Consider the following 12,692-nt stretch of genomic DNA (forward strand, 5'->3'; position numbering starts at 1 on the left):
TGGTGGTCAGCCGCGCAGGCGGGCCTGGAAGGCTTCGCCCAATGCGTCGACCATGCAGCGCACCGCGCTGTCGACGGTCTCGTCCTGCAGGGTCGACCCAGTATCTTGCAAGGTCACCCGGAACGCAAGGCTTTTCTCGTCGGCCCCAATGGAGGCCGATGCAGCCTTCGGACGGAACTCGTCGAACAGCACCAGGCTCTGGCAATAGCGGCCATAACCCTGCTTGTCGAGCGCTGCGTGCATGGCATCCAGCATGTCCTGCACGCGCACCGACTGCTTCACCACCACGGCCAGGTCGCGCACGGCGGCCGGGAACTTCGAGATCTCGGTGTAGGCCGGCAGACCCGTTTCACGCAGCGCATCGAGTTGCAGCTCGAACAGCACCGGAGCTTGCGTCAACTCATACTCCTGCAGCCAACGCGGATGCAGTTCGCCGACCACGCCGACCAGCTTGCCATCGACCAGCACGCGCGCAGCGCGGCCCGGATGCAAGGCCGGATGCGCAACCGGCTCGAAGCGCGCCACGCGCGGGTGGAACAGCGCTTCCACGTCGCCCTTGACATCGAAGAAATCGACATTGCGCGTGGCGATGCCCCACTGCTCTTCAAATGCGGGACCGTAGGCGATGCCGGCAGCCACCATGGGCTGATGATAGCCGGCCACGGTCAGGCCGCCGTCCTTCACATCGGCGTCTCGATGGAACACGCGGCCGACCTCGAACAGGCGCACGCGTGCGGCCTTGCGGTTCAGGTTGTAGCGAACCTTGTCGAGCAGACCGCCGATCAGCGAGGAACGCATCACCGCGAGCTGGCTGGCGATGGGATTGAGCAGTCGGATCGGATTGTCATTGGCGGCGAAGTCGCGCTCCCACTTCTCTTCGACGAAGGCGAAGTTGATGACTTCCTGGTAGTCGCGCGCAGCGAGCGCGTGGCGCACGACGTGCGTCGAGCGGCGGCCTTCGTTGGTCGGGCGCATTTCGCTTTCCGCGATGGGCGGGCGCGCAGGAATGCGCTCGAAGCCGTAGATGCGCGCGACTTCCTCGATCAGGTCTTCTTCGATCTCGATGTCGAATCGGTAGCTCGGCGGCGTCACCTCGAAGACTTCGCCCTCGGCGCCTTGCGTACGCGTGAACGGCAATTGCAGGCGCTGGAACACGTCGGCTACCACAGCCGACGACAGTTCGATGCCAAGCACGCGCTCGGCGCGCGCCAGGCGCAGGCTCACGGGCTTGCGCTGCGGCAGGTTGACGACGTGGTCGTCGACCGGACCGGCCTGTCCGCCGCAGATCTCGAGGATCAGCGCCGTGATGCGCTCGATATGCTCGACCGTCGTGGCATAGTCCACGCCGCGCTCGAAGCGGTGCGCGGCATCGGTCGAGAAGTTATAGCGGCGCGCACGGCCCTGGATGGCCGACGGCCACCAGAACGCGGCTTCCAGGTAGATATTGGTCGTGTCCAGCGTCACGGCGGTGCTGTCGCCACCCATGATGCCGGCCAGGCTCTCGATCTCCTTGTCGTCCGCGATCACGCCGACCTGCTCGTCGACCTCGACGGTGTTGCCGTTCAGCAGCTTGATCTGTTCGCCCTTGCGGCCCCAGCGCACGTCGAGCCCACCGTGGATCTTGTCCAGGTCGAACACGTGCGACGGGCGACCCAGCTCGAGCATGACGAAGTTGGAGATGTCCACCAGCGCCGAGATGCTGCGCTGGCCCGAGCGCTCCAGGCGCTGCACCATCCAGGCCGGCGTGGCGGCGTGGGCGTTCACGCCGCGGATCACGCGGCCCGAGAAGCGGCCACACAGGTCGGGCGCCGACACCTTCACCGGCAGCTTGTCATCGATGGTCACCGCGACCGGCTTCATGTCCGGCAGCGTCAGCGCGGCGCCCGTCAGCGCCGCGACTTCGCGCGCCACGCCGTGGATCGACAGGCAGTCGGCCTTGTTCGGGGTCAGCTTGATGACGAAGACCTGGTCGTCGAGGTCCAGGTATTCGCGGATGCTCTGGCCGACCGGTGCGTCTTCCGGCAGCACCAGCAGGCCGCCGTGTTCTTCCGACAGCTTCAGCTCGCGCGCCGAGCACAGCATGCCGTAGCTTTCCACACCACGCAGCTTGCCAACCTTGATTTCGAACGGCTTGCCGTCGGGCTCCGACGGCGGCAGGACGGCGCCGACCAGCGCGCACGGCACCTTGATGCCGGGCTTGACGTTGGGCGCGCCGCAGACGATCTGCAGCGTCTCGCCGGTGCCGGCGTCGACCTGGCACACGTTGAGGCGGTCTGCGTTGGGATGGCGCTCGGTCGACAGCACGTGCGCAACCACCACCTTGTCAAACGGCGGCGCGACCGGGCCGACCTCTTCCACTTCGAGCCCGGCCATGGTCAGGCTGTGCGACAGCGCGTCGGTGGAAATCTTTTCAGGGTTGGCGAAGGTGCGAAGCCAGGATTCCGAGAATTGCATGGCGCTTCTGATCCGGTAAGTATTCTGTGATGTCTGGGATGGGCTGGGCGCGGCCGCGCCGCATCAGGCGAACTGGCGCAGGAAGCGCACGTCGCCTTCGAAGAACAGGCGCAGGTCGTTGATGCCATAGCGCAGCATCGTCAGGCGCTCCAGGCCAGAGCCGAACGCGAAGCCGATGTAGCGCTCCGGATCCAGGCCCATATTGCGCAGCACGTTCGGGTGCACCTGGCCGGAGCCGGAGATCTCCAGCCACTTGCCATTGCCGAACGCCATGTCGATCTCGGCCGACGGCTCGGTGAACGGGAAGTACGACGGGCGGAAACGCACCTGGATATCGTCGCGCTCGAAGAACTTGCGCAGGAAGTCGGTGTACACGCCCTTCAGGTCCGCAAAGCTCACGTCCTCGCCGATCCACAGGCCCTCGACCTGGTTGAACATCGGCGAGTGCGTGGCATCGCTGTCGACGCGGTAGGTGCGGCCCGGGCAGATCACCTTGATTGGCGGCATCGGCTTGCCGGCATACTTCTCCACGTGCATCTTGGCGTAGCGCACCTGCATCGGGCTGGTGTGCGTGCGCAGCAGCAGGAGCTTGTCGTCGCTGTCGCGGCCGTCGATATAGAACGTGTCCTGCATCGAGCGCGCCGGATGGTTGTCCGGGTTGTTCAGCGCCGTGAAGTTCATCCAGTCGGTTTCGATCTCGGGGCCGTCGGCCACATCGAAGCCGATCGAGCCGAAGATCTGTTCCACGCGCTCCCACGTGCGCATGACCGGGTGCAGGCTGCCGCGGCTGACCGCACGGCCCGGCAAGGTCACGTCGATGGCTTCGGCGGACAGGCGCGCGTTCATCAGCGCATCGGCCAGCGCCTGGCGGCGCGCCGTCAGCGCGGCCTCGACCTGCTGCTTGACCTGGTTGATACGCGCGCCTTCGCTCTTGCGCGTTTCCGGGTCGAGCTTGCCGAGGCCCTTGAGCAGCTCGGTCAGCGCACCGGTCTTGCCGAGGAACCTGGCTTTCTCGTTTTCGAGCGTGGCGTTGTCGTTGGCGGCGGCGAAAGCGGCCTGGGCTTCGGCGACGATTTGATCCAGATCCTGGGACATGGCGGTCGTGGAAATAGCTTGGCGCCGTGACACGACATCTGCCGCGGCGAGGGTTGGGGTTCGTTTCGAATGGCGTTTCGGCACTGCCCGTGCGTAGTGGCGGGACAATCGCCGAAACGGCATTCGAAAATGAAAACGGGGCCCCGTGAGAGCCCCGTTTCAGCAGACCTTGCGGTCGGTGCTTGCCCGGCAACCTTTACAGGTTGCCGCAGCCGGCATCAGGCAACGGTGGCTTTCACCTGGTTGACGATGGCGGCAAAGGCAGGCTTGTCGTGAATAGCCATGTCCGACAGCACCTTGCGGTCCAGTTCAATCGAGGCCTTCTTCAGACCGTTCATGAACACGCTGTAGGTCATGCCATGCTCACGCGTCGCGGCATTGATACGCGCAATCCAGAGCGCACGGAACACGCGCTTCTTGTTGCGGCGATCGCGGTATGCGTACTGGCCAGCACGCATGACCGCCTGCTTGGCGATGCGATAGACATTATTGCGACGGCCGCGGTAACCCTTGGCAGCGTCGATGACTTTCTTGTGGCGGGCCCGTGCAGTAACCCCACGCTTAACTCGAGGCATTGAATACTCCTTTCGCTGTCGTTAGAGGTTATGCGTACGGCATCATTGCGCGCACCGACTTCAGGTTCGTCTCATGGACGTCCTGGGTACCACGCAGGTGACGCTTGTTCTTGGTGGTCTTCTTGGTCAGGATGTGACGCTTGAAGGCCTGGCCACGCTTGAACGAACCGTTCGGACGGGCAGTAAAGCGCTTGGAGGCGCTTTTCTTCGTCTTCATCTTCGGCATGAAAAACTCCAGCTCTATGACATGCATGCAGGTGGACGGCTGACGCCGACGCTTGCAAGACCCGCATCCACTTGTTGTTGCACGGTTCCCCGAAAGGGTTCCGCGCCACTTCCACGCGACACGATGCCGGAATGCCTTGGCATCCCGGCCGCCGCATCGCGCAAAAATTACTTCTTCTTCTTGGGGGCGAGCACCATCACCATCTGGCGCCCTTCCATCTTCGGCATCTGCTCGACCTGGCCGATTTCCTCCAGGTCCGCCTTCAGGCGTTCGAGCACGCGCGCGCCGATTTCCTGGTGCGCCATCTCACGGCCACGGAAGCGCAGCGTGATCTTGGTCTTGTCGCCGTCTTCCAGGAATCGCTTCAGGTTGCGCAGCTTGACGTTGTAGTCGCCGTCATCCGTGCCAGGGCGGAACTTCACTTCCTTGACCTGGATGATCTTCTGCTTCAGCTTCGCCTCGTGCGCGCGCTTGGCTTCTTCGTACTTGAACTTCCCGTAATCCATGATACGGGCGACGGGCGGAGTCGCGTTCGGGGCGATCTCCACCAAATCCAAGTCCTTATCCTCAGCCAGGCGAAGCGCGTCCATGAACTTGACGATGCCAAGCTGCTCGTTATCAACCCCTACCAGGCGCAGTTCGGGCGCACTGATCTCCCGGTTGATGCGGTGACCTTTGTCCGTAGCGATGTTCCGTTACCTCAAGAAGACAAAAAAACAAGCCGTGCTTCCGACCCATCAGGCTTTGCTGGCGACGTCCTGTTGCAGACGCTCCACAAACGCGGAGACGGGCATCACACCCAGATCCACATTGCCTCGGGCACGCACGGCCACTTGATTGGCATCCCGCTCCTTGTCGCCCACCACCAGCAGGTAGGGAATCTTCTGAAGCGAATGCTCGCGGATTTTATACGTAATTTTCTCGTTACGCAAATCGGCCTTCACCCTAAACCCTTGTTTTAGCAGCGATTGCACGACGTTTTCGGCATATTCAGCCTGCGATTCCGCGATATTCATGACCACCACCTGCTCTGGCGCCAGCCAGGCGGGCAGCGCACCTGCGTGATTCTCGAGCAAGATACCCAGGAAGCGCTCGAACGACCCGAGGATCGCCCGGTGCAGCATAACCGGACGTTTGCGCGAATTGTCCTCGGAGACGTATTCGGCATCCAGGCGCTCCGGCAGCACCAGATCAAGTTGCAGCGTGCCGCACTGCCATGAGCGGCCAATCGCATCCTTGATGTGGTACTCGACCTTCGGGCCATAAAAGGCACCCTCGCCCGGCAGCTCTTCCCATTCCACACCACATGCGCGCAGGGCCAGGCGCAGGCCTTCCTCCGCATGATCCCAGACTTCGTCCGAGCCGGCACGCTGGTCCGGTCGCAAGGACAGCTTGACCGCCACATCCTTGAAGCCGAAGTCGTCGTACACCGAGAACGCCAGTTCGTTGAACGCCTTGGCCTCGGCCACGATCTGCTCTTCCGTGCAGAAGATATGCGCATCATCCTGCACAAAACCGCGCACGCGCATCAGCCCATGCAGCGCGCCTGACGGCTCGTTGCGGTGGCAGGCACCGAACTCGGCCAGGCGCAACGGCAGGTCGCGGTAGGAGCGCAGACCGTGATTGAAGATCTGCACATGACCCGGGCAGTTCATCGGCTTGATCGCGTAGTCGCGCTTCTCCGACTCCGTGACAAACATGTTCTCCTTGTAGTTCTGCCAGTGGCCGGACTTTTCCCAAAGCGAACGGTCCATCACCTGCGGCGTACGCACTTCGTCGTAGCCAGCCTCCGTCAGGCGGCCGCGCATGTACTGCTCGACGGCCTGCCACACCAGCCAGCCCTTCGGATGCCAGAACACCATGCCGGGCGCCTCTTCCTGCAGATGGAACAGGTCAAGCGACTTGCCGAGCTTGCGATGGTCGCGCTTCTCGGCCTCTTCGAGCATATGCAGATAGGCTTCCTGGTCTTCCTTCTTGGCCCAGGCCGTGCCGTAGATGCGCTGGAGCATCTCGTTGTTGGCATCGCCGCGCCAGTAGGCGCCGGCCACCTTCATCAGCTTGAAGACCTTGAGCTTGCCCGTGGACGGCACGTGCGGGCCGCGGCACAGGTCGACAAACTTGCCTTCTCGGTACAGCCCGATCTCCTGGTCAGCCGGAATCGAGGCGATGATCTCGGCCTTGTACTTTTCGCCCATCGACTCGAACAGCGCCACCGCTTCGTCACGGTTCCACACCTCGCGCGTGACCTTCTCGTCCTTGCGTGACAGCTCCGTCATCTTCTTCTCGATGGCGGCGAGGTCTTCCGGCGTGAAGGGGCGCTTGTAGGCGAAGTCGTAGTAGAAGCCGTTCTCGATCACCGGCCCGATCGTCACCTGCGCTTCCGGGTAGAGTTCCTTGACCGCATAAGCCAGCAAGTGGGCCGTGGAGTGGCGGATGACATCAACGCCGTCGGCGTCCTTGTCCGTGATAATGGCCAGCGCCACATCGCGATCGATCGAGTAGCTCGTGTCGACGAGGTTGCCATCCACCTTGCCAGCCAGCGCGGCCTTGGCCAGGCCCGTGCCGATGCTTTGCGCCACTTCGGCAACCGTCACCGGGCCGGGAAACTCGCGACGGGACCCATCCGGCAGCGTGATTGCGATCATTTCGACTCTCCAGGATTCCACCCCGGCGCCTGGCGCTCGGCGGGCGGATCAAACTGCATCTTTTGTAGCACCGGCCCACCGCTAAAAAAGCGGCGCGCCGGCAACGTTCTTGGTGCTTGCGCACGGCAGGCGGCAAGCTTATCAGGCAGCTGGCAGGCGACAGACGAAAAAAAACGCGGCCAAGGCCGCGTTTCTCTTTGTCAAATCCGGACTCAACCGGGACGGAGGCGCACCTCGACTACTGTCGCATACCAGCGGTAGTAGTTCGCGGTGTCATGAACATGATGCCCTTCCGTTCCTTGTGAGATTGAATCGGACTTGCCGCACTGTGTTGTTGTACTGCTCTTGTACAGCTTTACTGCAATTCGTTGGTAGGCTCGATTGGACTCGAACCAACGACCCCCACCATGTCAAGGTGGTGCTCTAACCAGCTGAGCTACGAGCCTAGCGAAGCAGCAATTATAGCCTTACTTTCTCCGCGCTTGCAATACCCCCTGCACATCTTCGATCAGCGACAGCGCGCGCTGCAGTTGCGTGGCCTCCGACACCTCGGCCGTGAACTGCATGCGCGCCACGCCCTTGCTCGACAGCGTCTTCACGCCGGTGACGTTGATCTTCTCGCGCGACAGCACTTCGGAGATATCGCGCAGCAGCCCCTGGCGGTCGATGGCCTCGACGTGGATATCGACCGGATACACCGCATCACTCTTCTTGCCCCATTCGGTCTGGATCACGCGCTCGGGCGCACGCGCCGAAAGCTGCTGGAACGTGTGGCAGTTGCGCCGATGGATCGATACCCCGCGCCCGCGCGTGACGAAGCCCACGATCTCGTCGGGCGGCGCCGGCTTGCAGCAGCGCGACATCTGCGTCATCAGCGAGTCCACCCCGACCACGAGCACGCCGGTCTTGGCCCCGCGCGCCACGCTGGTGGCACGGCTCTTCTTGGTGACGGCATCCTCTTCGCTGACTGGCGCCTGCACCTCCCCTTCCGGGTGCCGCAGCGCGTGCTCCACATGGCGCAGGCTGAACTCTTCCTTCGCCACCGCGGCAAACAGCTCGTCCGGCGACTTGAAGCCGAGCCGCGTAGCCAGGTCTTCGAGCTTGACCGCGGTCTTGCCTTCGCGCTGAAGGGTCTTGTCGATCAGCACGCGCCCCTGCGCGATGGTCTCCTGCGAGTCCAGCGCGTTGAACCACGCGCGCACCTTGGCCCGCGCGCGGCTGCTGGCCAGGTAGCCCAGCTCCGGGTTGAGCCAGTCACGCGATGGCCCGCCCTGCTTCACCGCGATGATCTCGACCGTCTGGCCATTCTTCAGCGGCGTATTCAGCGGCACCATGGTGCCATCTACGCGCGCGCCGCGGCAGCGGTGGCCAAGGTCGCTGTGCAGGTAGTAGGCAAAGTCCAGCGGCGTGGCGCCCTGCGGCAGCGCGATGACGCGCGCCTGCGGCGTCAGCACATAGATGTGATCGTCGATCGCCGCATGCTTGAGCTGCTCCCACGGCGATTCATCGTGGGCCACGCTGTGGTCGGCGTCGTCTTTCCACGCCAGCAGCTGGCGCAGCCACGCGATCCTCTCGTCGTAGCTGTCGCTTGCGGCGAACTGTCCGCTATAGCCCTTGCTGCCCGCTTCCTTGTAGCGCCAGTGCGCCGCCACGCCGTACTCGGCGAAGTGGTGCATTTCATGCGTGCGGATCTGAACCTCGAACGCCCGGCCGTCGTCGCCGATCACCACCGTGTGCAGCGACTTGTAGCCATTCGACTTGGGCCGCGAGATGTAGTCGTCGAACTCGCGCGGGATCGGCTGCCAGATGTGGTGGACGATACCAAGCACCGTATAGCAGTCCTTGATGTCGTCCACGATTACGCGAAAGGCCCGCACATCGTACAGGTCAGCAAAGTCCAGCTCCTTGCCGCGCATCTTCTTCCAGATGCTGTAGATATGCTTGGGCCGCCCGCTCACCTCGGCGCGGATGCCGGCCTCGGCCAGCTCCGACTGCAGGCGCGCGATGGCGCTGGCGATATAGCCTTCGCGTTCGATGCGCTTTTCGTCGAGCAGCTTCGCGATGCGCTTGTAGGTATCGGGCTGTTCGAAGCGGAACGCCAGGTCTTCCAGCTCCCACTTCATCTGCCAGATGCCCAGGCGGTTGGCGAGCGGCGCGTAGATGTCGAGCGTCTCGCGCGCGAGACCGGGCAGCGGCTCGCGCTTGTGCTGCGCCATCCAGCGCAGCGACTGCAGCCGCGACGCCAGGCGCACCAGCACCACGCGGATATCCTGCGCGAATGCCAGCAGCATCTTGCGCAGCGCCTCCACCTGTTCGTGCCGGGCCTGCGCCACGTTGCGCGAATCCTCCTGCACGTCGTGTCCGCCCGCGATGGCGCCGATGCGCAGCAGCTGCCGCACGCCCTTCACCATCCTGCAGACATCCTCACCGAAGCGCGCCTCGATGTCCGCCTCGGTCGCGGGCGCGAACTCGGCCAGCGGAAACAGGCAGCAGGCGGCGCGTGCGGCATCGTCGACGCGCAGGCCGTCGAGGATGCGCAGCATCCCTTCCGCATGCGAGAGCACCGGCTCGCCGGTTGGCAGCAGCGCATCGCCCGCATGATCGCGCACGTACGCCAGCGCACGCTCGACCATGTCGGCGTCCGGTACACCGGCAACCTGGCCTGCCAGGTCGGTGGACGTCACCATAGAGTCACCATGTCACCACGCCGTGTTCAGTTGAGCGCAGCGGTCACCACCACTTCGATCAGGTAATCGGGATTGGCCAGCTTCGCTTCGACGGTGGCACGCGGCGGCGTGTTGCCCTGCGCCACCCACGCGTCCCATACCTCGTTCATCGCGCCGATCAGGGCGATGTCGGTCAGGAAGATCTGGCACGACAGGATGCGCGTCTTGTCGCTGCCGGCCTCTGCCAGCAGGCGATCGATGTGGCCCAGCACTTCGCGGGTCTGGCCATGGATGTCGGCCTTCGGGTCGACTTCGGGCACCTGCCCGGCCAGGTAGACCACGCCGTTGTACACCGCGTATTCGGACAGGCGCTTGCCCACGTGGGCGCGCTTCAGTTCGTTGCTGCTCATGACATTTAAAACGAGTTCTGGTTGATACGAACGATCCGGCCCCGCGCCGCTCAGGCACCGCCCAGGAAAAACTGGCGCGCCACGGCAATCTGCGCCGGATCGACAAAAGTCGGTGCATGCCCCACATCCGGGATTTCCACCGAACTGACATGCTTGCCGCGGGCCACCATGTCCGCCACGGTGTCGCGCAGCAGCAGGTCCGATTGCGCACCACGCACGACCAGCACCGGCGCCGTGATGGCTTCAAACATCTGCCACATGGCGGCCTCGCCCGCGGCGAGCTGCTCCGGCGTGGCACCGCGGAACGGCACGGCCAGCGCCGGATCGTAATGCAAGCCCCATTCCAGGCCCTGCGCTCCCTGCACGGGCTTGAGGATCGCGGCATTGAGCTCGCGCCACTGTTCCGGCGTATGGCGTCCGAACGAGGCGCTGATGGTCTGCAAGTAGGCCAGCCCTTCCTCAAAGGTCTTGAAGCGCACCGGCAGCCCGACGTAGGAACCGATCCGCTCCACGGCCGAGGCCGTGATGCGCGGACCCACGTCGTTGAGCAGCAGCTTGCGCACCGGCGAATTGGGCAGCCCCGCCAGGCCCATGCCGATCAGCCCGCCCATCGAGGTGCCGAACCAGTCGACCTTCTCCACGTTCAGCCTGGCGATCAGCGTGACCATGTCCGCCATGTACTTCGGCACTACATATCCGTTCGGATCGCCCAGCCAGTCGGAACGCCCGCGGCCCGCCACGTCGGGGCACACCACGCGGTAATCGCCGCACAGCGACTGGGCCAGCGCGTCAAAGTCACGGCCCGTGCGCGTCAGGCCGTGCACGCACATCAGCACGCGCGGATTGGCCGGATCGCCCCATTCGTGGTAAGCCATGCGGTGCAGGCCCGCCGGACTGATGCACTGAACAAAGCCGAGGCGCGGACTGACAGACATCTGAACTCCCTGACGAACCGGCCGCCGCACGGGCGTTGCCGGAGGTTGAGCAAAGCAGGATTGTACGCCGCAGCGGTTACAATGCCACTGCACAAGTCCACTGCGTCGGCCGCAGCACTGCGGCGATCGCGACGCGATTCGGCCGGACGCATCCGGCCACCCATTCTCTCGACTCTCGATCTCGACGGAGGCTTACATGCTCAAAGGCAAGACGGCACTGGTAACTGGCTCGACCAGCGGCATCGGACTCGGCATCGCGCAGGCACTCGCGGCACAAGGCGCCAACATTATCGCCAACGGCTTTGGTGACGTGGAGGACGCAAAGCGCGAGATCGCGCAGGCCGGCGCCGGCATCAAGGTGGGCTACCACGGCGCGGACATGAGCAAGTCGTCCGAGATCGAGGACATGATGCGCTATGCCGAGACCGAGTTCGGCGGCGCCGATATCCTCGTCAATAACGCGGGGATCCAGTTCGTGGCGAATATCGAGGACTTCCCGACCGACCGCTGGGACGCGATCATCGCCATTAACCTGACCTCGGCCTTTCACACCACGCGCCTGGCATTGCCCGGCATGAAGCAGAAGAACTGGGGCCGCATCATCAATGTCGCTTCGACCCACGGGCTGGTGGCGTCGGCGCAGAAATCCGCCTATGTGGCGGCCAAGCACGGCATCGTCGGCCTGACCAAGGTCACCGCGTTGGAAACCGCGCAGACCGGTGTCACGGCCAATGCCATCTGCCCGGGCTGGGTGCTGACGCCGCTGGTACAGAAGCAGGTCGATGCGCGCGCGCAGAAGGAAGGCATCCCGGTCGAGCAGGCCAAGCGCGAGCTGGTGATCGAGAAGCAGCCGTCGGGCCAGTTCGTCACGCCCGAGGAACTCGGCGCGCTGGCGGTGTTCCTGTCTTCGGAGGCGGCACGCCAGGTGCGCGGCGCAATCTGGAACATGGACGGCGGCTGGGTCGCGCAGTAGCCTGACACCGCGCAACGCAAAAAGCCCCGCTTCGCAGCGGGGCTTTTTGCATCCGGCTGAGGCGCTTACAGCAGCGGCGCGCCGGTCTTGCTCTGGATTTCCTCGCGGCTCACGCCCGGGGCGGTTTCCACCAGCTTCAGGCCGTCGGCCGTCACATCGATGACGCCCAGGTCGGTGATGATGCGGTTGACCACGCCCACGCCGGTCAGCGGCAGGTTGCATTCCTTCAGGATCTTGATGTCCTCGGTGCCGTCCTTCTTCTTGGCGGTGTGTTCCATCAGCACCACCACGCGGCCGACGCCGGCGACCAGGTCCATCGCGCCGCCCATGCCCTTGACCATCTTGCCCGGGATCATCCAGTTGGCCAGGTCGCCCTTCTCGCTGACCTGCATCGCGCCCAGGATGGCCAGGTTGATATGGCCGCCGCGGATCATCGCGAAGGAATCGGCCGACGAGAAGATCGACGAGCCCGGCAGCGTCGTCACGGTCTGCTTGCCGGCGTTGATCATGTCGGCGTCGACTTCGTCCTCGGTCGGGAACGGGCCGATGCCAAGCAGGCCATTTTCCGACTGCAGCCACACCTCCATGCCTTCCGGGACCCAGTTGGCCACCAGGGTCGGCAGGCCGATACCCAGGTTGACGTAGAAACCGTCCTGCAGCTCGCTCGCCGCGCGAGCGGCCATTTCGTCACGTGTCCATGCCATGATGTCTCT

At 64.0% G+C, this 12,692-nt stretch carries 11 protein-coding genes and 1 tRNA gene; 1 reads left to right on the forward strand and 11 read right to left on the reverse strand.

The window, feature by feature from the left end; translation table 11 throughout:
• Positions 1-6 precede the first annotated feature (6 nt).
• The 10 genes from pheT to AC3FNH_RS19125 form a co-directional block, all read right to left on the reverse strand.
• A complete protein-coding gene (gene pheT / locus AC3FNH_RS19080) occupies positions 7-2,454 on the reverse strand; it encodes a phenylalanine--tRNA ligase subunit beta (RefSeq protein ID WP_488721184.1) in 2,448 nt (815 codons plus the stop codon).
• Between the two features lie 63 nt (positions 2,455-2,517).
• A complete protein-coding gene (gene pheS, locus AC3FNH_RS19085) occupies positions 2,518-3,549 on the reverse strand; it encodes a phenylalanine--tRNA ligase subunit alpha (protein ID WP_276097664.1) in 1,032 nt (343 codons plus the stop codon).
• Between the two features lie 218 nt (positions 3,550-3,767).
• Positions 3,768-4,124 (reverse strand): 50S ribosomal protein L20, encoded by a 357-nt coding sequence (gene rplT / locus AC3FNH_RS19090; RefSeq protein ID WP_008650487.1) that lies wholly within the window; start codon positions 4,122-4,124, stop codon positions 3,768-3,770.
• 28 nt (positions 4,125-4,152) lie between these two features.
• Entirely contained in the window at positions 4,153-4,350 is a 198-nt protein-coding gene (rpmI, locus tag AC3FNH_RS19095) for a 50S ribosomal protein L35 (RefSeq protein ID WP_011297448.1), read from the reverse strand.
• Between the two features lie 167 nt (positions 4,351-4,517).
• On the reverse strand, positions 4,518-5,039 hold the full coding sequence (gene infC, locus AC3FNH_RS19100; protein ID WP_276100741.1) for a translation initiation factor IF-3: 522 nt from the start codon (positions 5,037-5,039) through the stop codon (positions 4,518-4,520).
• A 48-nt stretch (positions 5,040-5,087) separates the two neighbouring features.
• Entirely contained in the window at positions 5,088-6,995 is a 1,908-nt protein-coding gene (gene thrS, locus AC3FNH_RS19105; protein WP_488721185.1) for a threonine--tRNA ligase, read from the reverse strand.
• A gap of 369 nt (positions 6,996-7,364) precedes the next feature.
• Positions 7,365-7,441, reverse strand: a tRNA-Val gene (locus tag AC3FNH_RS19110).
• Positions 7,442-7,462: 21 nt separating this feature from the next.
• Positions 7,463-9,682: a RelA/SpoT family protein gene (locus AC3FNH_RS19115; protein ID WP_488721186.1), complete on the reverse strand. Its 2,220-nt coding sequence runs from the start codon at positions 9,680-9,682 to the stop codon at positions 7,463-7,465.
• Positions 9,683-9,708: 26 nt separating this feature from the next.
• Positions 9,709-10,071 carry a RidA family protein gene (locus AC3FNH_RS19120; RefSeq protein WP_488721187.1) on the reverse strand — a complete coding sequence of 121 codons (363 nt, stop codon included), beginning with the start codon at positions 10,069-10,071 and terminating at the stop codon, positions 9,709-9,711.
• A 50-nt stretch (positions 10,072-10,121) separates the two neighbouring features.
• A complete protein-coding gene (locus AC3FNH_RS19125; RefSeq protein WP_488721188.1) occupies positions 10,122-11,006 on the reverse strand; it encodes an alpha/beta fold hydrolase in 885 nt (294 codons plus the stop codon).
• A 196-nt stretch (positions 11,007-11,202) separates the two neighbouring features.
• Here AC3FNH_RS19125 and AC3FNH_RS19130 point away from each other — a divergent pair, with 196 nt between their 5' ends.
• Positions 11,203-11,979 (forward strand): 3-hydroxybutyrate dehydrogenase, encoded by a 777-nt coding sequence (locus AC3FNH_RS19130; protein ID WP_276097669.1) that lies wholly within the window; start codon positions 11,203-11,205, stop codon positions 11,977-11,979.
• A 65-nt stretch (positions 11,980-12,044) separates the two neighbouring features.
• Here AC3FNH_RS19130 and AC3FNH_RS19135 read toward each other — a convergent pair whose 3' ends face one another.
• The gene (locus AC3FNH_RS19135) at positions 12,045-12,683 is read right to left on the reverse strand and encodes a CoA transferase subunit B (RefSeq protein ID WP_276097670.1); all 639 of its coding nucleotides are present in this window, start codon (positions 12,681-12,683) and stop codon (positions 12,045-12,047) included.
• Positions 12,684-12,692: the final 9 nt, after the last annotated feature.

This window comes from Cupriavidus sp. 22TCCZM01-5 (assembly GCF_057798915.1).